The organism is Alkalimonas collagenimarina (assembly GCF_030717845.1).
GTDB classification, from domain to species: Bacteria; Pseudomonadota; Gammaproteobacteria; order Enterobacterales; family Alteromonadaceae; genus Alkalimonas; species Alkalimonas collagenimarina.
Genome location: NZ_JAUZVZ010000005.1, coordinates 170,083 through 192,489, shown reverse-complemented (window position 1 = coordinate 192,489; position 22,407 = coordinate 170,083). Strand labels below are relative to the sequence as shown.

Here is a 22,407-nt window from a genome sequence, read left to right as displayed (position 1 = left end):
CTTGCTCTTCTTAAAGCGCTTCGGGACTTGGCTAGTGCCCTGTTCCGTTGGCATGGCGCGCATTATAGAGGCTGAAAATGAGGAAGCAACCACTATTTGCTTTTTAAAGTGACTTTGCTGGAAAAGTAAGCTAGTTGTGTTTTTTTAACGCAACCGCAGCTTTTAAGCGCTGCTTACCATACGAAAAAGCTTTTTGAAACACAGCAAGACTGACGGGGATATATTGATATTCTGCTGCCGTACGCCCCTGCTCGGTGTCTACGTCGGGATCATTCAAATAGACAAAATGATCGTCCGCATCACACAACAGCACCCAATGCGGTGCTTTACTACGATCAAACTGCCACGTACTAATCAGAATAAGAACGAGATAACCATCATTAAGCCATCGCAATAACTCGGTTAATGAAAAATCTTGTATCTGAACAGAAATGCCTGCTTGCTCAACTTTCTGCAGCTCGACCTGATACACCCATTCCAAAATGCTTTTCTTTTCTTGCGTCCGTACAGAGTCAACAAATAATGGTCCATCCTGATTCAATAACACCTGCACAGCGAATCCTCGCTTGTAAGCAGCTAAAGCTAACCCCCTAGGCCCACAGCCGCCATGACCGGATGTCATAAAAATGGTGGTTGCTTCACGCCATATTTCCAGCTCCTCTAGATACGGGTGATGCTGATTCGGTTCAAAATAATTCATCGCCATTAACAATGAAGCCGGGCCACAGGTAAAAGACGTACTTTGCTGGATATAGCCTACCAGTGGTCTAGCTGCGCTCGCATCAAAAAAGTAGACTCGTTTTTGCATGCAAAGCGCATCACTATGATCTTCATAAAAATCATGCTTTACATCAAAATCTTGATACCCCTGAGTGCGATACAACTGAATTGCAGCCCTGTTATCAAAGCGGACTTCTAACCGAAGAAACACGCAGCGCCGCTGCCGGGCAACCGCTTCGGCTGCATTGAGTAATTTCTGCGCGTAGCCCTGCTTTCTTTCGCTTGGAAGCACAGCCAATGAGTACAGCCTCGCAAGGCTGGTACCCCGGCGGTATAACACCAGAAAATAGCCGGCTATTGTCCTTTGCTTAACTAACAGCTGAATATCGCTACGCTGATCAAGTATAAAGTGTCGAAAGCTGCGTCGACTCAAGCGATCTGAATCAAAGCAAGCCTGCTCTAACGACAATAAAGCAGATAAATCAGCAAGCTCTGCTGGTCGTACAAACAATTCATCATCCGCGTGGTGAAACACAGCTTACTCCTGCTTTTGAAACACAAAAAATTGTGGCGCATTGAAGCCTGTTTAGCACCATGGCTCAAGAGAATTTCCTTGCTAGTAACGAGTAAGAAAATTCATTGTCATTTAATCAGCTATGCTAAGTACAATAGTGCCATCTGTTTATGAGGAACCATAGTGCATGTCTAAGCTTTTAATCGTAGTCGATAAATTACAAGACTGGGGGCCATTCTTTCAATACGATGGAGTCGTCACTCTGGCTGATTACTTAAAATTACCGGTCAAAACAAAACAGCGAGTACGGGTGATCAATTTATGTCGACAAGCTCAGTACCTCGGCTCAGGGTACTATTGCTCATTACTGGCAGAAGCCAGAGATCACCATGCTATTCCATCCATCAAAGTGTTTAATAAGTTTAATCGGGATGAGATCGCGGATATCATCGATGATATTCCTGGCGCTACGCTCAATCAATTAAATAAAGAGTTAAGCGGTGAAGCTAACAGCTCACTGTCATTTCAAATCTATTTTGGTGAAACACCCAACAAACATCTGAAAAAAGTAGCAGGTTTCTTATTTGAAGCGTTTCCAGTGCCCATCTTGCAAGTCGACCTCATCAAAAAGCAGCAATGGCAGGTAAAAACATTACGGATTGGTAGCCTACATAAGTTAGTCGAAGCAGAGCAGACTTTATTTGCTGACGCTTTAGAGCGTTTTAGCCATAAAATATGGCAAGCAGAGCCGAATCAGCGACACTTTAAGTATGATGTGGCTATTCTGCTTGATCCTCATGAAAAATTCCCTCCCTGCACCCCCCGCTCCATCGAGTTATTCTGTAAGGCAGCGAAAAAGGCAGGTATGGATACCGAAATTATTGGAGCGAAAGATAATCATCGATTGGCTGAGTTTGATGGCTTATTTATTCGTGAAACTACCGCCGTTAATCATCATACCTTTAAAATGGCATTAAAGGCGGAGCGCGAAGGATTAGCCGTGATTGATGATCCTAATTCGATTTTACGCTGCAGTAATAAGATTTACCTGCAAACTCTGTTCGAGCAACATAAAGTGCCTGTTCCTGATGGTTTAATGTTATTCAAACAAGATACCGACAATCTGGAGCGAGCTGCCGATCTGCTTGGCTTACCCATGGTATTAAAGATCCCGGACGGTAGTTTTTCCCGAGGGGTGGTAAAAGTCAAAACCATGACCGAGCTGAAACAGCAAATGAAACAGCTGTTTGAACAAAGTGCGATTATTCTAGCGCAGCGATATACCTTTACTGAGTTTGACTGGCGCATCGGCATACTAAATGGCAAACCACTCTTTGCATGTAAATATTTTATGGCCCGAAATCACTGGCAAATCTACAAACACGGTACAGGCAAAACCCAGAGTGGCGCTTTTACCACTTGTGCTATTGATGAAGTCCCTGGCCATGTATTGGATGCAGCCATCCGGGCTTGTGCGCCTATTGGAAACAGTTTGTATGGTGTCGATCTGAAGCAAGATGGGGAAAAAGTCTATTTGATTGAGGTGAACGATAACCCCAATATTGATGATGGCGTTGAAGACTTGCACTTAGGCAACAAGCTATACGACTTACTGGTCGAAGATTTTATCCGTCGCATTGAGCTAAAAAGGTAAAAACGCAAAAGCATCGGGAGTGCTTTTGGACAGCCAATGGCTGGTCCCGGAGGGATGCCTGCATGGATAGCAGGCACAAAAAAACCGGCCTTGGCCGGTTAATTTGGTGCAGATGGAGAGACTCGAACTCTCACGCCCTTTCGAGCACAAGCACCTGAAGCTTGCGTGTCTACCAATTCCACCACATCTGCGTGGTATGTCAGGCATCGCTGCTCAACATGGCGCACAGTATAGCGAGTTCGAAAAAGCTGTCAACTGCAATATACAACAATTTGACCGCTTTTGAGCCACTCGCATGTATCTGCAACAAGGTGCTTATTTTTCACTCTTTTTCAATAAGCCAATCTCTTCCAAACGCTGTAATAAGTAGTCATTGGAGTTGATCGGCTCTGGATAACGATTAGGCCTGTCAGCACTGATGCAACTCGGCAAGGTCTCAATGACAAAGTCCGGGTTCGGATGCATAAAGAACGGAATCGAGTAGCGAGGCTCGTCTGCCGCTGAGCCAGCCGGGTTTACCACCCGGTGTGTTGTCGATGGCAGCACGTGATTAGTTAGTCGTTGTAACATATCACCAATATTCACCACGATCGTGCCTTCAATAGTCGTAACAGGTAACCAGCTGCCATCACGACGTAAAATTTCTAAGCCTGCTTCATTTGAACCAACCAGCAAAGTGATCAGATTAATATCTTCATGCTGACCAGCACGAATAGACTGAGTGGTGGTATCTTTAATCGGTGGGTAATGAATAGGCCGAAGAATAGAATTACCAAAATTCACTTTATCAGCAAAGTAATCTTGTGGCTGATCCAAAAACAAAGCCAACGCTTCAAGCACGCGGTTGCCTAAATTCTCCAACTCCATGAATAACCGATAGGTTGCCTCTTTAAACTCAGGCACTTCGGTTGGCCAGACATTGGGATACAAGCTAGGATGTGGTGCCGGACCATCAAGCTCCCGACCGACATGCCAGAACTCTTTCAAATCCGGATGATTGCTATCTTTTGCTTTCTCGACACCAACCGCGGTATACCCTCGGGCACCGCCCTGCCCGGGTTGGTAATAACGAGCTTTGACATCACTCGGTAACGCGAAAAATTGCTTAATCGCACTATAGGTATCATCTACCACTGCATCGGAAATACCGTGGCCACTAATGCCGCAGAATCCAAATTCAGTGTAGGCCTTGCCAATTTCGGCAACAAAGTTATCTTTGTCGGTGGCAAACCGTCTTATATCTAACGTTGGAACTTGCTGTGTCATAAATAAGACCTGTTTGTGTACCAGAACACATTGGCATAGCCAATAAATGTCGAGGTACTAGCCTAAAGAAAAAAAGAGCCCTGCAATAGCAGCACTCATTAAGTTGGCCAACGTTGCTGCCAGCAGGGCTTTTAACCCCAGCTCAGCAATGTCAGCCCGACGGCCCGGAGCCATACCCCCTAAACCGCCTAATAATATCGCAATAGAGGAGAAGTTCGCAAAGCCACACAGCGCGATCGTCACGATCACTTGCGTATGTTCGCTCAATTGCTCCTTCACCTGAACATAGTCCAGATAGGCGACAAATTCATTGATAACCAACTTTTGGCCAATAAAACTACCGGCAACCCGAGCCTCTTCCCAGGAAACCCCCAAAATAAAGGCCAGAGGCTGAAAGACATAACCAAAAATCAGTTGTAGTGTCAGATCATCCTTTCCAAACCAGCCTCCAATACCGCCAACAATACCATTGACCAACGCAATTAAGCCGACAAAAGCCAGCAACATTGCTCCTACATTCAGTGCCAACTGCATGCCGCTAGAAGCACCAGATGCTGCCGCATCAATCACATTGGTATGCGGTTTTTCAGTACTGATTTCGGTGAGCTCATTCTTCGGCTGGTCAGTTTCTGGCAGAATCATCTTCGCCATTAGAAAACCACCAGGCGCCGCCATAAAGCTGGCAGCTATTAAGTACTTCAATTCGACACCCAAGCCTGCATAACCTGCCAAAACAGAACCAGCGACTGATGCTAACCCCCCCACCATGACGGCAAATAGCTCGGAGCGGGTCATGGTTGGAATAAAGGGGCGGACAATGAGTGGTGCTTCCGTTTGTCCGACAAAGATATTGGCGGCAGCAGACATGGATTCGGGTCGACTGGTGCCCAATAACTTTTGCAAGCCGCCGCCAATTAACCGGATCACCCAGGTCATAATCCCGATGTGATACAACACGGCAATTAAAGACGAAAAGAAGATAATAATGGTCAGTACATGAATGGCAAAAATAAAACCTTGAGAGAAATTACCTAAATCACCAAACAAGAATTGAATTCCCGCATTGGCTACCACCAACGAAATGTTATACAACACATCCTGACCAAAAGGCACATACAATACAAAAGCACCAATAGCCAATTGAATGGTAAAAGCGCCACCGACGGTCCGCCAATTAATACGGTTACGATGTGCCGATGCCGCATAGGCCACCAGCAAAAGGACAATAATACCCACCAATCCCATCATAGCTTATTCCCTGAGTGTTATTCCGCCAGCAACTGGCGAATTTTTGTTTTTATAATATCGATCGCAATCTGGTTCATGCCACCGCGGGTGACAACAAGATCGGCATATTGTTTGGACGGCGCGATAAAATCGAAAAACGCCGGTCGAACCGAGCCTTCATACTGTTCTACCACAGATTGCAGACTGCGGTCACGTTCTTCCAGGTCACGCTTAATACGACGCAATAAGCATATATCCAGTGGCGTATCCATAAAGACACTGATATCAAACTCGGCACGAAGATTAGGGTCTGTCAGCAGCAAGATCCCCTCAACCAGAATCACTTTCGCCGGTTGCACTGCAATCGTATCTTTCAGACGAGTATGCTCTTTGTAGCTGTATTGTGGCATCTCGATGGAACGACCTTGGCGCAAATCTTTTAAGTGCTGCACCAACAGTTTATGTTCAAACGCCGAAGGGTGATCGTAATTGGTGAGGGTTCGCTGCTCAAACGACAAATGACTTTGATCGCGGTAATAGGCATCTTCCGCCAAAATAGCGATACGCTCATCGCCCAGCTCCTCAACCAGCTCTTGATACACGGTTGATGCAAATAAACTTTTTCCGGATGCTGATGCACCGGCAATGGCGATAATGGTGTTTTTACCCACGTAAGGCTTCACTTTCTTTTACAAACAAGTACTAATTATCGCTAAAAATGACCGATATAGAAATAAAAAACCGGCCATCAGGCCGGTTTTATTAGTAATTAGTACAGATTAGAAGCGGTAACGTACACCAATCTTCGCTGACCAGGTTGAGGCGCGAGCATTGTATTGTGTCGCTGAACGCGGTGTATCATCAAAGCCACCAAACGGACGACCGTAGATGTACTGACCAGTCACTGGATCAATGCCGATAGACGCTAAACGTACACCCGTATCAGCGAAGCTCACGGTATGACGCTGGTTATCGGTGAAGATCCCTAGAACGTTGCGGATATCCACGTAGAAAGACCCTCGATGATCATTAAAGAAACCAGGTATTTCCTGCTCTAAACGAAGATCAAGGTTGGTATTCCATGGACCACGATTACCCTCGTTACGCACGGCATAACCACCAGCAAATTGAGTTAAATTGGCGGCAGCTAAATACCCAGCAAACTCAGCATAATCCAAACCTCCGGTGTAACGAACGTTTGGATCATCAGCACCAGTTGGGATATATGGAAGATAGTTAGTAGATCTATGTAAGTTCTGTTGTGAACCATCACCAAAGCCACGGAAATTGAACGCATCCAACGCATAACTGTATGGGCGCCCGGAGGTGCGATCCCAGAATAAACTCACACTACTGGTATAACCAGTAAAAATTTCTGCATTGTAGCTCAGGTTGGCTAAAAAGCGATGTTTCACTTCATATGAAGCACGACCAACTTGTGGATTATTTTTATCCACAGCCGTCTGGAAGTTGTAGTTTGAGTGTGCCGTAGAAGAACCACCAGAAGTGATATCTTTCACGTCCTGATTGGTGTAGCTGAAACGGAAGCTTAAGCCATTATCCCAAGCATTCCCGATAGTAAAAGTGGAAATTAAACTACGGCCGCCAGACACATTCGTCAACAGGATATCGTAACGATCGGTGTTAAAGCCACCAACTTCCGTTGGACGGTCACCCAATAGAGGGTCCCAGCTAACATACAACGGACGTCCGCCAAGCGAGGTGATTTGATTTCCAGCGTCGTCTAGCAAGGCTGCTTTTGCTAAATTAGTCCAAGCAACTTCACGATTCTTATCAGTATAAATAAACTCTGCAGAAGTAAACCAACCAGCACCAAAGAACGACAAATCCAGATCGTCATAATCTAAGGCCAAGCTATAACGAGTATCATATGGCATACGGAAGTTAGGATCGATAGGCGTGGTATTACCATCACCAGCCGATAGTGCATCACGCATTTCTTGTGGTACTTGAGTGATATCGACATTTTCTACATCAGACAAGTTTGGTGCAGCAACAATGGTAACACCATCATTGGTATAGGCATTAGAGATCCACACGTTTGGACGACCACCAGAGAACATACCAACACCACCACGCAGCGTCAGTTGATCGGTCATGTTGTAGTTGAAACTAAAACGCGGTAACCACAGATCTAAGCCGTCCATGTTATTGGTATTGGCAAAACCATAACGGTCTTGAAAGTTCTGGTTGAAGGCAGGCGAATCATTGGAGTGAAAACGCTCGTAACGTAAGCCAAAACTCAACGTTAAATCCCAGCTAACATCCCACGTATCTTGAATATAAAATGCTGTATTACCATAGCTAAACTCTGCCGCTCCATCATTAGAGTTGTTGGTAAAAGCGTTTTGGTACTCAATTTGGCTTGCAAAGCGGTTTTCAAAGTCAGCGATACTATCGAAGAAGAAATTACCTAGCGAGTTTTGAACGAACACGTTAAACACATCAATCTCTTGATACTCGACACCAAATTGAATTTGGTGCTCGTCCATCAAGTACTCACCATGCAATTGCAGCTCAGTAGTAGTCGTCTCTAAGCGGTTAGCATGACGTGAACGATCTGGACCTAAATTAATTTGTCCTTCATTTCCAACGCTGTTCTCATCATCTGTGAATTGAACTACAACTTGGCCAAAGTTACGTCCCAGTGATGGATCTTGTCCGGTTACTACATCTTTAACAGACGCTTTGAACTCGGTACTAAAATTGCTGCTCCAGTTCGAATAAACCTGAAGGGCAAAATTATCCATTTTCTGTGAACGAGTATACCAAAACGAATTTAAATTCAGATTAGTGTTGCCACCAGTTGTAGTGTTATTTGCCGCTTCATCTTCAGCACGCTGATAAGTAAATGATGCACGGTGGTCATTGTTGATATTCCAATCCAGTTTGATAAGAATTTTCTCATCTTTTTGATCAGGTGTGACGTTCCAATCACCGGCCTCAACACCATACACATCACGCGCAATGTTTTGTATCCTGGTGATCACTGACGGATCAATGTCTTTTTGATTGATGGCAGCTGATCCAGATGGCCCCTGTGCGATCGATGTTGGCTCTTCATAACTTTCATAGTTAACGAAGAAGAACAAACGATCTTTTAAAATAGGACCGCCCACGCTGAAGCCATAGGTCTCTTCTTTATAGTCAAGTTCTGGCTTGTTACCGCTTGGGTCATACCGATTTACCTTAGGTGAACCTGCTAGGCTATCACTGGCATATTCATAAAAGAAAGAGCCTGATAACTCATTAGTACCGGAACGGGTTACCGCATTGATACGTGCTCCAGTAAAGCCACTGTATCGGGCATTAAATGGCACCGACTGGATCGAGATTTGTTCAATTGCATCAATTGAGATAGGTGAACGGTTGGTTGGGTAACCACCGGAGTTCAAACCAAAATCATCATTTTGGCCAATACCATCAACCGTGATGCTGTTATAGCGGGGGTTATTACCACCGACTGTCAAAGAGCGGTTGCTATCGCCTAAATCAGTTGCCAATGGGTTTTGACGGACGATATCTTTCAGATCACGGTCAAAAGCAGGCAGGGTACGAATCTCACTCTCTCCCCAAGTACTGGAGCTACCAGCCTGATAAGAGGCTGGGTTAATCACCGAACCAGTGATTGAAATCCTTTCAACATCATCAGCTTCTAGTTGTTGGTTCAAGCGATAAGGATCGCCCAGAGACAGAAAAATATTTTCCAGCTCGGCATCGCGGTGCACATCAGAGTCAATAATCACACGGTATGGACCGCCAACACGCAGACCCGATGCAACGAAGTTGCCTGATGCATTAGTGATCGCTTCAGTACGGGTACCGGAAGGAATGTGTTCAATGATAATACGAGTATTTGGCGCCGCAGTTCCAGTCGGGCTTAAAATCTGCCCCCGCATGGAAGAAGATGTCTCAGCAACAGCAAATTGACTGACACCAAGCCCTAAGGCGACAGCCATAGCTAAATGTTTAATTTTCATATCGTTTCACCTGGTAGTTTCTGAATTTTTACCCAATCCGTTTGAATACCTATGTTGTATTCAATTTGGGGAGCCATAATATCCCACTAATATGACGTTTTTTTTACGCTGAACCGAATGACATGGGAACTTATTCCCATACGGCGTATCTAATTCAGTTGGTCATATTATTGTAACATGACTGGTCAGAGTTGCGTACTTCCTAATGCAATAATTTTGTACATAATTTCTTCTTCATCCTCCTCTAAAATGCAACGGCTCTGCAAAAAAGAGTTTTTGCGTTATCATAATGCTATATCCTCCCAGTTGAGCTCGACCATGTCACACTCTTTCAGAATAGTTGTTTTTCTCACTGTCTTACTAGGAATAGCCATGACGACCAATGCAACCGAGATCACCGTGGCAACATTTAACGTGAGTATGGAAGCAGACAATTATCTGCCCCGGGGCCAACGTGGTGATCAAACCGAGCTGATTAAACGGCTTGCTACCGGGCGGGAGCCACAGATCCAAGCTATCGCTGGTATTATTCAGCTCGAACGGCCAGATGTGATCTTGCTGACCGAGTTCGACTATATCGCGAACCCGGCAAAAGGGGTGCATGCCCTGCAACAAAACTACCTTGCAGTTGCTCAGCAAGGAGCTCAACCTATAGAGTATCCATACTATTACTATGCTGAAGTTAATACTGGTCAGCCGAGCCCATTTGATTTGGATCGGGACGGCGAAGCCAGTGGCGTTGGTGCAGATGCCTGGGGCTATGGTTTTTATCCTGGCCAGTACGGCATGTTATTACTCTCTCGTTACCCCATTGAGCATGACGCTATACGCACCTTTCGCCACTTTAAGTGGAAAGACATGCCAGAGCATCTCGAAACCACACAGGCTGACGGTAGTCCATGGTATGAAGACGAAGCTTGGCAGCAGTTTCCATTATCATCAAAATCGCACTGGGATGTGCCAATCAACGTAAATGGTAGACGGTTACATGTTTTTGCCAGCCACCCAACACCGCCAGTATTTGATGGTCCGGAAAATCGCAATGGTAAGCGCAACCACGATGAGATCCGTTTCTGGGTGGATTACATTAGCGGTGAGCAAGGCGACTATATCTATGATGATAGTGGACTAGCAGGCGGTTACGATAGCCAATCACCTTTTGTGATACTGGGCGATTTAAATGCCTCACCGGTTGAGGGAGATGCAATCAAAGCAGGGATCCAGCGCTTACTTACTCACCCACGAGTACAAGACCCAAAACCAAGCAGTCGTGGCGCTGTTGAACACAGCCCGGATCAGCCACATGCTGCACACCATACCGCCATCTGGCGGATGCGCGCCGATTATGTACTACCAAGTAAAGCAGGCATTGAGGTGGTCAGAAGCGGAGTCTTTTGGCCGGCAAGTGGTGATACAGGTTACGAGTTGGTACAAAAGAGAGAGACCAGCTCGGATCACCGGCTGGTCTGGGTGCAAATGCGTCTGAAATGAAGCCTAGTTTTGCTGCTCTACTAAAGGCGCACTGTAACTAAGCTCGGTATCCCACGGTAGTTGGATCCACGTATCCTGCTCGATATCAGTGACATAAACATCTACCAGCGGCTTACCTAGTGGCTTGGCATACACAGTAGCTAACGTAGCTTTTGGAAACTGCTGCTGCAGTACTTTAGCGGTCTCGCCGGTATCGACAAGATCATCGACAATCAATAGCTTTTCATCATCCTGCCAGTCGCAGCCTTTAATTACCGATAATTCACCCTGCTGATCGTGCTGATAGCTCACAATGCAAATAGTATCCAGCAAGCGAATGTTCAACTCGCGAGCAAGGATGGTCGCGGGTACCAAACCACCCCGACTGACTGCCAAAATACGATCAAAACGGCCAGTCAATAACTTGGCTGCCAACTCACGGCTCGCCCGATGAAAGGCCTCCCATGAGACGTAAAACATTTTATGATTAGTCATCGACATAGCAGTTAGTCCACTAAACCAAGAGCAATTTCAACCATATCGTTGAAAGAAGTTTGGCGTAGCTCGGCACTTAATGACTCACCGGTTCGGATATGATCGCTGACCGTCAGGATGCTCAAAGCTTCAATCCCATACTCTGCCGCCACACCATACAAACCAGCAGCTTCCATTTCCACGGCTAAGATGCCGTACTTTTCTAAGGTATCAAATAGCTCTGCATTTGGGTTGTAAAATAGATCTGAGGTAAACACATTGCCCACCTGTACCGAAATATTTTTCTGCCGGGCTGCAGCCACTGCTTTTTCAATCAATGAAAAACTGGCAAGCGCGGCAAAATCCATGCCTTGCAAACGATTTCGATTGACGGAGGAGTCGGTACTGGCACCCATTGCAATCACTACATCCCGTACGTTAACGGCACGCGGCAACGCGCCACAAGATCCAATCCGAACAATACGCTTCACATCGTAAAACTTAACCAACTCAGTGGCATAAATCGACATAGATGGCACACCCATGCCCGAACCCATGACACTAACCGGCTTACCTTGGTAGGTTCCGGTATAAGCATACATATTACGAACTTGATTAACGCAGCGAACGTCTTGCAAAAAGGTCTCAGCAATATGTTTTGCTCGCAATGGGTCACCGGGCATCAAGACCGTGGATGCAATATCGCCCGAAGCGGCTTCAATATGAGGTGTTGTCATAATGCAATATCTCTTAATTTTTGATTAGTTGAGGCAGAAAAGATTCACCATAATCCATGGCATCCAGTGAAAAGTAGCTGGCTAACGTCTGGCCAATATCAGCGAAACTCGCTCGCTCTCCTAACTCAATATCTGCCATTTGTTTGGTATAACAAAGCACGGGGATGTATTCCCGGGTATGCTCGGTACCTGGCCATGTAGGGTCACAGCCATGATCAGCAGTCAGGACCAGCAAGGTATCATCGTCCAATGCAGACAAGAACTCGGGTAAACGTTGGTCAAAATACTCCAGCGCTTCACCATAGCCGATGGGGTCACGGCGATGGCCAAAGTTCTGGTCAAAATCCACCAGGTTGGTAAAAATCAAACTACGATCTGCGGCGGTTTGCATCTGCGCCAGAGTGGTATCAAGCAAAGCGGCCAGCCCAGTGGCTTTTAAACTTTGACTAATGCCCTGATGCGCATAGATATCGGCAATCTTACCGATGCTGATCACCTCTCCACCGCTGGCGGTTAGTTTATCCAATACCGTTGGCGCGGGTGGTAATACCGAATAATCACGTCGATTGCCGGTACGGGCATAGTTGTCTGGCGCATCACCTAAAAATGGTCGGGCGATAACTCGTCCGATATTGTATTCATCCAATAAACGGCGTGCCACCTGACAAAATTCCAGCAGTTTTTCCAAGCCAAAGTGTTCTTCATGAGCAGCGACCTGAAAGACACTATCCGCTGAGGTATAACAAATTGGCTTGCCAGTTCGTATATGCTCATCGCCAAGTTTCTTTAAAATCTCAGTACCCGAGGCATGGCAATTGCCCAACACCCCCGTCACTCCCGTTTCAGCACAAAGTTTCTCAATGAGCTCTGCCGGGAAGCTGTCGGTTTTGTTGTGAAAGTATCCCCATTCAAACAACACGGGCACACCTGCAATTTCCCAGTGACCGCTCGGAGTATCCTTGCCACTACTTAGCTCGGCGGCATAGCCATAAGCACCAGCAATTTGGGATGCATCAGCAACCGTAATCGGATCAGTCGAGGCCTGACGAGCTGCTTTAATCAACCCCAAGCTCGCCAGATTGGGTAATGCCAAAGACCGACCTTTCTGCTTTGAAAATTCGCGAGCAATGCTGGCCAATGTATTTGCCCCCACATCACCAAAACGATCAGCATCGGGCGCACTGCCGATACCAAAGCTATCCAGCACTAAAATTACAGCTTTTGCCATTTTAGCCTCACTTCGTCATGGTTGAACCACAACTCTGAATTTCATCATGCGATAAGTATATCAAGTTTCAAACAGAAATGATGTTAATAGGGAAGAAAGGGAGTCAAGCTTGAAATGGTGCCCAGAGGCGGACCAAGCTGCCAGGAGCTGCTTTGGACAGCTCTAGCTGGCCTGCATTAGCAGGTGAGCGCCAGGGATGGTGCGAACACAAAGCCGCCGGGAGTGGCTTTGGACAGTTCTAGCTGGCCTGCATTAGCAGGTGAGCGCCAGGGATGGTGCGAACAATCGGACCACCGAAGGTATAGCGCGAGATTCCGCTAAACAGAGTTAGAAAGAAAATAAGATATTATTTAAACAAGAGAATCAAGTTTGAAATGGTGCCCAGAGGCGGAATCGAACCACCGACACGAGGATTTTCAATCCTCTGCTCTACCGACTGAGCTATCTGGGCATTTCGGCTGTGAAGCCTAAACAAGAGTTGCAACACACCATTTTTGGAAAAAAATGGTGCCCAGAGGCGGAATCGAACCACCGACACGAGGATTTTCAATCCTCTGCTCTACCGACTGAGCTATCTGGGCAACGGGGTGGTATTAAACGGATTTTGGCGTTGCAAGTCAATCATTTTTTTTGGCTGCGAACGTGTTCGCTTATTCTCTGAGCACTCTGCGTTCCCTGCTTGCTTGTCTATAAGCTCATTCGTCTGTTTTTTTGTCGTAAGCAAGTTTTGGTATGCTAAACTCACTCTGTTGGGTGGCCAATAAGCAAACAGCAGCACTTCAAACATCAGCTTCGGATTTTGCATGGAAAAAACATCTTTTTTCTCTCTTTTATTACGACGAATTTTGCCATTGTGCCTGTTTTTTTGCTTGCTGCTCGCCTTAGGTTTGCTCTGGCTGACAGCTGATTCTTTAAGTGCCATCCCATCACAGCAATGGTGGCTTGCAGCTGCGATGGGATTAAGTCTTGCATGTCTTATGGCATGGGCACTGGCAAGCTGGTTGAACCGCTTTATTGATAAACCACTCAGTGGGTTGATTGCACACACGAGTTCAGTGATGCAACAAGACAGCTTCAGCAACAAACTCGAAGAACATGTCGAAAACGACTTTGGGGTGTTGGCCAGTTACATCAATCGCTTATTTCAGCGGATTGAAAAAAGTGACCATAAACTTGCGCAATCACAACAAGACATTGTGCAATTGCGTCAGGAAATTGAACAACGGATCAAAGAGCGTACCGATGCACTGGAAACCGCCAAATTGACCGCTGAAAAAGCCAATGAAGCAAAATCTACTTTTCTAGCCACCATGAGCCACGAAATACGTACACCCATGAATGGTATTATTGGCACCATGGACTTACTGCGCAAGACGCAGCTTTCTAACGCACAGTTTCGCATGACGGACACCATCCGGGAGTCTTCGTTTTCCCTGTTGCGAATTTTGGATGACATTCTTGATTTCTCTAAAATTGAAGCTGGCAAGCTGGAACTAGAGAGCATTCCATTATCGCTGGCTGATATCCTTGAAGCGGTTGGACGCATTCTGGTCTCGGTCGCTTATCAGCGCCAAATTGATTTAAAAGTCTTCATTGATCCCAAGATCCCGGACGGCTTGTATGGTGATCCCGTTCGATTACGACAAATTCTTTACAATCTGGCTGGTAACGCCATTAAATTTACCGATACCACCCCAGAAAAGACCGGCTTAGTGATTATTCGTGCTGATTTACTGGAAGAAACCATGGATTACAGCCAGATCCGTTTCAGCATCATTGATAATGGTAAAGGCATGACAAAGCGACAAATTAATTATGTCTTCCAACCATTTAACCAGGCCGAAGGCTCCATTACGCGAAAGTTTGGCGGGACTGGTCTTGGGCTATCAATTTGCCAACGGCTAACATCACTGATGTATGGCGATATTCAGGTACAGAGTGAACTTGATAAGGGCACCGAGTTCTCTGTGCAGATCCCGATGCGCCGTTCTGAAGAAGTGCGTTATCTGAATAAAGAATTATTGGCTGATATTCAACTGGTGTTATTTAGCAAAGATTGGCATAACCATGAACACTTGGAGGCCTACCTCAATTACACCGGCGCTGACTACCATGCCTTCCAAACGATCGAACCGTTGTTTCAACGAGCTGAGAGCCAAACGCCATTGCCGCCAAAAATAAAACCGGTCTGGTTGTTAGATGCCACCTATGAACAAATTAGCCAAGCTGATATTGATCGTTTACTCCAGCATAGCAACCTTCAGCAGGTGCAATTTGTCGTCATTACCAATCTGATTGAGCTCGCGGAACAAACTAACCCTCGTTTGATGTACATTCATAGTTCACCGATTTGTCGTAGTCATGTGCTTGATGCTGTTTTAATAGCAGCCGGGCGTAAACCCCGCATCGCAACTACCTCGCAATCATCGGAAAACAGTATCAAGACCGCACCGGCCATCGAGGCCGCTCGACAACATCAGCAATTAATTTTATTGGCAGAAGACAATGTAATGAACCAAAAGGTGATTTTGGATCAATTAAACGCGCTGGGCTATGCTGCCGAAGTGGCTGACGATGGCGCTATCGCCTTAGACATGTGGCGTCGCTATCGTTATCCCTTGGTGTTAACTGATTTGCACATGCCTAATATGAGTGGCTACGATTTGACCGAGGCCATTCGTAAAGAAGCATTGCAAGTGGATGATGATAGTCATTTTACCCGCATTGTCGCTATTACTGCCAATGCCCTCAAGGGGGAAGAACAAAAGTGTCTTAGTCTGGGTATGGATAGTTATATTACCAAACCGATTGAACTGAAAATGCTGGAAAGCATTCTGAATCGCTGGTTACCACTAACTCATCAAGTCAATAAAGGCATGTTATCTCAACAAACTGCCATCGAAGTAGACCATCAAGCTCCTATTTGTTTTACCACCATAGCCAATTATCTTGGAAATGACCCTGACAAACATGAAGAGCACCTGAACTTCTTCGTTCAACAGGCCGTTGAGCTATTCAAGCAACTGGACACAGCGAAAGAGCAACGAGATCGCTCTGCTTTGCGCTATCAAACGCATCAATTAAAAGCCATGGCTAAAAGTGTCGGTGCATTGGCACTAGCGAGTTGTGCAACCTTGTTGGAAGAGGCGAGTGAGGAAAAAGATTGGTCGGTGATCCAAGAGTATTGCTTGCAGTTGCATGAACGCTTTGAAGAAGTGAAGCATTACGTGCAACAACGCTATTGATCATTGCTGCACGTAGAGGGCTGTTAACTTAATTAATCAGACGTATCCAGCTGAGGGAAGCCCTTAATCAGCTCGTCCAATGCTTTCATTTGCACCAAATAGGGCTCAAGTTTGCTCAATGGTAAGGCACAAGGCCCATCGCACTTTGCCTGTTCAGGCTCTGGATGCGCTTCGATAAACAAACCAGCCAGCCCCAATGCCATGCCAGAACGAGCTAGCTGAGCAGCCTGAGCTCTTCGACCATCAGCCGAATCAGTTCGACCACCAGGCCGTTGCAACGCATGGGTCGCATCAAAAATAACCGGTGCCAGAGGCTTCATCTCATCCATACCAAGCATGTCTACCACCAAGTTATTGTAGCCAAAACTTGAGCCTCGTTCACACAACATCACTTGCTCATTACCGGCCTCAGCAAACTTAGTCAAAATGTGGCGCATTTCCAACGGCGCTAGAAACTGTGGTTTCTTTACATTGATCAAAGCACCTGTTTTTGCCATGGCGACCACTAAATCGGTTTGCCGGGCCAAAAAAGCAGGTAACTGCAGCACATCGACGACTTCAGCAACCGGCTTTGCCTGCCAGGGCTCGTGTACATCTGTAATTAAAGGAACCTTGAAGGTGCGTTTAATTTCGTCAAAGATTTTCAGCCCTTCTTCAAGGCCCGGGCCGCGATAAGAATGGATCGAGGAACGATTCGCTTTATCAAAGGACGCTTTAAACACAAATGGGATACCGAGTTTATCGGTGATTTGCACATAATGCTCGGCTATACGAAGTGCCAAGTCTCTGGATTCCAACACATTCATGCCACCGAATAGCACAAATGGCTGTTCATTACCAACTTGAATATTACCTAATGAAAGTACCTTGCTTATCATAGAAACCCTTGTTTAACTTACCACTTAACGAACATCATCCTCATCGGAATCCGGGTATTTTTTTAAAATCGCTTCCAGCTTTTCAACTCTACTTTTAAACAGAGTCACCAGTTGTGGGTCGAACTGACTGCCCGATCCTTTCTCGATAGTATCGATCACCTTTTCCAACGGCCAGGCTGATTTATAACAACGCCGATGTCGCAGTGCATCATAAACATCAGCAATGGCGGCTATACGACCATAAATATGGATGTCCTCCCCCTTTTTACCGGCCGGATAGCCGCTACCATCCCACTTCTCATGATGATCGCGCGCAATGATGGCTCCAGCCTGAATAATAGCTCGCTTCGAGTTTTTCAGGATTTCATAACCTATACTGGCATGTGTTTTCATTACTTCCCACTCGCGCTCATCCAGCTTCATCGGTTTATTTAAAATTCCATCCGGGATACCTACTTTGCCAACATCATGCAACGGTGAGGCAAACATCAGCTTTTCTGCCTCATCCTCCGGTAAACCATACGCCTTTGCCAGATCGTAACAGATAAAAGCCACGCGCTTAACATGATTGCCGGTTTCAATGGAGCGATGCTCAACGGCTTCACTTAAGCGATAGACTATTTCCCGTTGGGTATCTTCAATTTCATTTTGTAATTGCACATTTTCATAGGCAATTTGTACATTTTGCGAAAATAGCTCAATCAATTTTTTTTGGCTATCACTGATCTGACCGGGCAAGCCCGAAACATACAACAAAGAGCCATGCGTAAACTTGCTGGTGCAATACGCCACCAGATAGTTTTCTTTGTAGACAATCGCTTTGCTTTTTAACGCATCATAAAAAGCTTGTAGCAAGCTGTTTTCCAAAACTTCAGTGACTGGCTGGCCTTCCCGCTTTTCAAACTCTCCCATGCCAGCGAAGACAATCAAGTGTTCAGGATCAGTATCCTCAGCAGGGTTGCCGGCCACTAACGAGGACGTCACTAATAATGCATCATCGTTGCAGCCCAAAATCGAGGTCAGTTGCTGCAACACCCCATCAATAAACTGCTCCATCGAGTGCGCTGAAAACAAATCAGCGGAGGCATGAATGATTTTTTCTAGTCCCTGCCGACTATGATCGATGGCGAGAATATCGCGATAGGAACGCAAACTCGACATCACCACAGTAAATAGCTTCTGAGCGGTCAGTTCCGTTTTCGACTTATAATCATTAATATCATAATTAACAATGACCTGGCGCTCTGGCGCTTGCCCTGGCTGCCCGGTTCGAAGAATAATACGTACGTGTGTATTGGCCAGCTCTTCACGGATGTATTGCGCCACTAGCAGGCCAGCATCATCGGTTTCCATCACCACATCCAACAAAATAATCGCTGTGTTGGGGTGTTGTGCTAGCAGTGCTTTCGCTTCAGCACCAGAATAAGCACTGATGAATTCAATGGACTTACCCTGAAAACTAAAATCATTCAATGCAAGCTTAGTGACTGCATGCACTTCTGGCTCATCATCCACAATCATGACTTTCCACTGGCCTGATGAGCCTTGAGCTTCTGACAGCGGAGTCTCTTCATCCGGTTCATCGGCAAATAAAAAGTCATCATTCATGCGTTTAGCTTCCTAAAGCGTCCATTTATACTCTTAGTTATATGCGCTGAAATGCCATAGGTCAAAATTTATCCGTAGAAAAATGTACCTTTAATGCCACCGACCAAAACTGATACGCCATTGACCGCCATAGTCTTTTTCTGATTCTACCTGAGCAAAACCTGCCTGAGTTAATAAGGAAGCTACCTGCTCAGCTTGTTGATAGCCATGCTCCAATACCAGCCATCCGCCTGAGCGAAGGTAGCCAGTACATTGACTGATGATTTGCTGGATATCGGCAAGCCCTTCATTTGCAGCCACCAAGGCAGATGCAGGCTCAAAACGAACATCACCACAGGCTAAATGCGGATCAGTGACATCGATATAGGGAGGGTTACTGACGATCAAATCAACGCTTTGCTCAGATCCAACTAATGCAGTACACCAATCGCTGTAAAGAAAACGACAATTGCGAAGCTGTAATCGCTCAGCATTGCGGATAGCTAAATCAACAGCATCCATTTGACGATCCAAACCAGTCACCTGACAATCTGGGCGCTCCTTAGCCAACGCCAATGCAATCGCACCCGTGCCGGTACCCAAGTCGACGATGTGAGCTGGATCTGGGCCGACTAACGCTAAGGCTTTTTCGACTAGAACTTCGGTATCCGCTCGTGGGATTAAAGTAGCCGGAGCCACTTCTAGCTCAAAATCCCAGAAGTGCCATTGCCGTAAGATGTAAGCCAGCGGCTCTCCTGTCAACCTGCGCTGCATAATGGTTTGCAATTGCAGCAATTGCTCAGGCGTAAGCTGCTGATCTCCATGAGTGTACAGATACGTATTGGATTGCTGTAGCACAAAGCTGCAGCAATATTTTGCTTCCACATTGGCTTCATGAGTTACGGCAGCCAATTGCTGTTTGGCTTGCAACAGCCAAGCGGTAATACAGATGCTCATAGCTCAGCTCGTCTGTTTAGTTATCTTCCGACATGGCAGCCAGCAAATCTGCCTGGTGCTCTTGTTGAATCGGCTCCAATACCAACTCAAGCGAACCTTCTACCACTTCAAGCAAACGGTATAAGGTGAGATTGATACGATGATCAGTCAGCCGGCCTTGCGGGAAATTGTAGGTACGAATTCGTTCAGAGCGATCGCCACTGCCTACCAGCAAACGTCGGGTCGATTCTTCTGATAACCGTCGCTTTTCATCTTCAGCGGCCTGGATACGAGACTGCAGCACGCTCATCGCCTTAGCACGGTTTTTATGTTGAGAGCGTTCTTCCTGACATTCCACGACGATCCCAGTGGGAATATGAGTGATACGAATAGCAGAATCTGTCCGGTTAACGTGCTGACCACCGGCCCCAGAGGCACGGTAGGTATCGACCTTTAAATCAGCCGGATTAATTTCTATCGCTTCGCTTTCGGGGATTTCCGCCATAACTGCCACTGTACAGGCAGAGGTATGCACCCTGCCCTGTGACTCTGTCGCAGGAACTCGTTGAACCCGATGACCACCAGACTCAAACTTCAGGGTACCGTACACGCCATCGCCGCTTAAAAAGGCAATCACCTCTTTGTAGCCGCCGTGCTCGCCTTCACTGGCACTCATCACTTCCAACCGCCAGCCTTTACGTTCGGCAAAACGGCTGTACATGCGAAACAGATCGCCGGCAAAAATAGCCGCTTCATCTCCGCCAGCTCCAGCACGGATCTCAAGAAAACAGTTTTTGTTGTCATTGGGATCGGTAGGCAGCATCAATACTTGCAGGTCAGCTTCTAATTGCAACAACTGACTTTTGAGTTCTTTTTGTTCTTCCTGTGCCATCTCACGCACATCAGCATCGGTATCTTGCAACATCAGTTCAGTAGCTTCCAAATCACTACCAACCTGCTGAAACTGCTGGAACGCCTTACTCACGTCTTCCAGCTGACTGTATTCTTTCGATAATTCCCGGAAACGATCTTGATTGGCAATAATAGAAGCATCGCTTAATAAAGCCTGCACCTCTTCGTAGCGTTCTGCCAATGCTTCAAGTTTATGGTAAACCGATGCTTTCATGATGGTTGTATCACCTTGTTAGAGATCGAGTAAAAGAGAAATTAATGCCTGCGGCTGCACCTGTTCTTCCTGCACCAAATGACGAATGGCTTTGGTCGGGCTGTGCATCAGACGATTACTGAGTTTGGTGGCCAGTTCAGCCATCACTTTTTCAGGCTCCTGGCCGGCAACTAACTGATTTACCGCCTTGGCCAGCAATTCATTTTTTATCTGTTCGCACTGCTGCCGATAATCCCGCACCCAGTCAACATTGCCTTGCAACACTTGCCATTGCTGAAACTCAGCAACACCCTGATCGATAATAAGTTCAGCTTGTTGCGCCGCTTGCTGCCGCGATTCCCGGTTTTGCGCAATAATGGTTTGCAGATCATCCACGGTATACAAATAGGCATCATCCAGTTCAGCAACCTGAGCCTCAATATCGCGAGGTACTGCCAGATCAACCAGAAACATCGGCTTGTGCCGACGAGCTTTTAGCGCTTGCTCCACCATGCCTTTACCGACGATGGGCAAGGTGCTAGCGGTTGAGCTAATGACAATATCGGCTTTGCTGAGCACCGAAGGAACCTGAGCCAAGGTTACTACATCCGCACCAAACGGCTCGGCCATCTGCAGACCACGCTCATAGGTGCGATTAGCTACGGTAAGCTTGGTGGCCCCTTGTTCTTTTAAATGCCTCGCCACCAGTTCAATGGTTTCACCTGCGCCAATAAGTAACACTGACACATGATCCAACTTACCAAAAATTTGCTTAGCCAGACTAACGGCAACAAATGCTACGGATACAGCATTGGCACCAATATCGGTATCCGTTCTCACCTGCTTAGCAATGGCAAAAGTTTTTTGAAATAAACGCTCAAATTGCGGATTAATGGTACCCGCTTGTCGGGATTGATTGTAAGCTTGCTTCACTTGCCCCAGAATTTGTGGCTCACCAAGGACCAATGAATCTAACCCGGCAGCGACCCGCATCAGGTGTGAGGCCGCATCTTGCTGCTGATACAGATACAAATGCGGTTGCAACTGCAGGCTAGTTAACTTATGAAAATCACTTAACCAGGCAATCACCTGTTCCGCTTGCTCGGTAGAACCGTTAAAATACAGCTCAGTTCGATTGCAGGTCGACAGGATCACCGCATCAGTGACATTTGCTACAGCTGCCAGCTCCCGCAATGCAAATGGCACCTGCTCAGGCGCAAAAGCCACTTGTTCACGCAGTGCTACCGGAGCTGTCTTGTGATTAATGCCTAAAGCGTAAATGGCCATTCACCTGTGATAACCTTAAAGTTCAAGGGGCGAATTGTACGAAAAAGACCAGGTTAATAAAAGCTCAGACGAGGACTT

General features: G+C 46.4%; 17 protein-coding genes and 3 tRNA genes. 3 read left to right on the top strand and 17 right to left on the bottom strand.

Going from position 1 to position 22,407, the window contains the following annotated elements:
* Positions 1 to 130: 130 nt before the first annotated feature.
* Positions 131 to 1,255, bottom strand: a complete 1,125-nt coding sequence (locus Q3O60_RS05110; protein WP_305892824.1) for a GNAT family N-acetyltransferase/peptidase C39 family protein — start codon at positions 1,253 to 1,255, stop codon at positions 131 to 133.
* 166 nt (positions 1,256 to 1,421) lie between these two features.
* Between Q3O60_RS05110 and Q3O60_RS05105 the strand changes: the two genes are divergently transcribed.
* A complete protein-coding gene (locus Q3O60_RS05105) occupies positions 1,422 to 2,888 on the top strand; it encodes a RimK family ATP-grasp domain-containing protein (protein WP_305892823.1) in 1,467 nt (488 codons plus the stop codon).
* Positions 2,889 to 2,992: 104 nt separating this feature from the next.
* Here Q3O60_RS05105 and Q3O60_RS05100 read toward each other — a convergent pair.
* The 5 genes from Q3O60_RS05100 to Q3O60_RS05080 all read right to left on the bottom strand — a co-directional run bounded on the left by Q3O60_RS05100 (position 2,993) and on the right by Q3O60_RS05080 (position 9,382).
* Positions 2,993 to 3,079 (bottom strand) — tRNA-Leu (locus tag Q3O60_RS05100).
* Between the two features lie 124 nt (positions 3,080 to 3,203).
* Positions 3,204 to 4,154 (bottom strand): isopenicillin N synthase family dioxygenase, encoded by a 951-nt coding sequence (locus Q3O60_RS05095; RefSeq protein WP_305892822.1) that lies wholly within the window; start codon positions 4,152 to 4,154, stop codon positions 3,204 to 3,206.
* Between the two features lie 57 nt (positions 4,155 to 4,211).
* Positions 4,212 to 5,402, bottom strand: a complete 1,191-nt coding sequence (locus Q3O60_RS05090) for a NupC/NupG family nucleoside CNT transporter (RefSeq protein WP_305892821.1) — start codon at positions 5,400 to 5,402, stop codon at positions 4,212 to 4,214.
* 17 nt (positions 5,403 to 5,419) lie between these two features.
* The gene (gene udk, locus Q3O60_RS05085) at positions 5,420 to 6,052 is read right to left on the bottom strand and encodes a uridine kinase (protein WP_305892820.1); all 633 of its coding nucleotides are present in this window, start codon (positions 6,050 to 6,052) and stop codon (positions 5,420 to 5,422) included.
* Positions 6,053 to 6,160: 108 nt separating this feature from the next.
* Complete coding sequence (locus tag Q3O60_RS05080; RefSeq protein ID WP_305892819.1) at positions 6,161 to 9,382, bottom strand: TonB-dependent receptor; 3,222 nt, start codon at positions 9,380 to 9,382, stop codon at positions 6,161 to 6,163.
* A 372-nt stretch (positions 9,383 to 9,754) separates the two neighbouring features.
* Between Q3O60_RS05080 and Q3O60_RS05075 the strand changes: the two genes are divergently transcribed.
* The gene (locus Q3O60_RS05075) at positions 9,755 to 10,873 is read left to right on the top strand and encodes an endonuclease/exonuclease/phosphatase family protein (RefSeq protein ID WP_305892818.1); all 1,119 of its coding nucleotides are present in this window, start codon (positions 9,755 to 9,757) and stop codon (positions 10,871 to 10,873) included.
* A 3-nt stretch (positions 10,874 to 10,876) separates the two neighbouring features.
* Here the strand turns inward: Q3O60_RS05075 and gpt are convergent, their stop codons facing one another.
* The 6 genes from gpt to Q3O60_RS05045 all read right to left on the bottom strand — a co-directional run bounded on the left by gpt (position 10,877) and on the right by Q3O60_RS05045 (position 14,213).
* Positions 10,877 to 11,353 carry a xanthine phosphoribosyltransferase gene (gene gpt, locus Q3O60_RS05070; protein ID WP_305892817.1) on the bottom strand — a complete coding sequence of 159 codons (477 nt, stop codon included), beginning with the start codon at positions 11,351 to 11,353 and terminating at the stop codon, positions 10,877 to 10,879.
* 5 nt (positions 11,354 to 11,358) lie between these two features.
* Positions 11,359 to 12,063 carry a purine-nucleoside phosphorylase gene (deoD, locus tag Q3O60_RS05065; RefSeq protein ID WP_305892816.1) on the bottom strand — a complete coding sequence of 235 codons (705 nt, stop codon included), beginning with the start codon at positions 12,061 to 12,063 and terminating at the stop codon, positions 11,359 to 11,361.
* 13 nt (positions 12,064 to 12,076) lie between these two features.
* A complete protein-coding gene (locus Q3O60_RS05060; protein ID WP_305892815.1) occupies positions 12,077 to 13,291 on the bottom strand; it encodes a phosphopentomutase in 1,215 nt (404 codons plus the stop codon).
* A 375-nt stretch (positions 13,292 to 13,666) separates the two neighbouring features.
* Positions 13,667 to 13,742, bottom strand: a tRNA-Phe gene (locus Q3O60_RS05055).
* Between the two features lie 54 nt (positions 13,743 to 13,796).
* Positions 13,797 to 13,872 (bottom strand) — tRNA-Phe (locus Q3O60_RS05050).
* Positions 13,863 to 14,213 carry a hypothetical protein gene (locus Q3O60_RS05045; protein WP_305892814.1) on the bottom strand — a complete coding sequence of 117 codons (351 nt, stop codon included), beginning with the start codon at positions 14,211 to 14,213 and terminating at the stop codon, positions 13,863 to 13,865. Before Q3O60_RS05045 ends, Q3O60_RS05050 begins: the two co-directional genes overlap by 10 nt.
* 55 nt (positions 14,214 to 14,268) lie before the next feature.
* Here Q3O60_RS05045 and Q3O60_RS05040 point away from each other — a divergent pair, with 55 nt between their 5' ends.
* Positions 14,269 to 16,536: a hybrid sensor histidine kinase/response regulator gene (locus Q3O60_RS05040; protein WP_305892813.1), complete on the top strand. Its 2,268-nt coding sequence runs from the start codon at positions 14,269 to 14,271 to the stop codon at positions 16,534 to 16,536.
* 32 nt (positions 16,537 to 16,568) lie between these two features.
* Here Q3O60_RS05040 and kdsA read toward each other — a convergent pair whose 3' ends face one another.
* The 5 genes from kdsA to hemA all read right to left on the bottom strand — a co-directional run bounded on the left by kdsA (position 16,569) and on the right by hemA (position 22,329).
* Positions 16,569 to 17,414 (bottom strand): 3-deoxy-8-phosphooctulonate synthase, encoded by an 846-nt coding sequence (kdsA, locus tag Q3O60_RS05035; protein WP_305892812.1) that lies wholly within the window; start codon positions 17,412 to 17,414, stop codon positions 16,569 to 16,571.
* A gap of 24 nt (positions 17,415 to 17,438) precedes the next feature.
* Positions 17,439 to 19,022, bottom strand: a complete 1,584-nt coding sequence (locus tag Q3O60_RS05030) for a response regulator (protein WP_305892811.1) — start codon at positions 19,020 to 19,022, stop codon at positions 17,439 to 17,441.
* A 90-nt stretch (positions 19,023 to 19,112) separates the two neighbouring features.
* Positions 19,113 to 19,958 carry a peptide chain release factor N(5)-glutamine methyltransferase gene (gene prmC / locus Q3O60_RS05025; RefSeq protein WP_305892810.1) on the bottom strand — a complete coding sequence of 282 codons (846 nt, stop codon included), beginning with the start codon at positions 19,956 to 19,958 and terminating at the stop codon, positions 19,113 to 19,115.
* 16 nt (positions 19,959 to 19,974) lie between these two features.
* Entirely contained in the window at positions 19,975 to 21,063 is a 1,089-nt protein-coding gene (gene prfA, locus Q3O60_RS05020) for a peptide chain release factor 1 (protein WP_305892809.1), read from the bottom strand.
* Positions 21,064 to 21,081: 18 nt separating this feature from the next.
* Positions 21,082 to 22,329: a glutamyl-tRNA reductase gene (gene hemA, locus Q3O60_RS05015; protein WP_305892808.1), complete on the bottom strand. Its 1,248-nt coding sequence runs from the start codon at positions 22,327 to 22,329 to the stop codon at positions 21,082 to 21,084.
* Between the last annotated feature and the right edge of the window lie 78 nt (positions 22,330 to 22,407).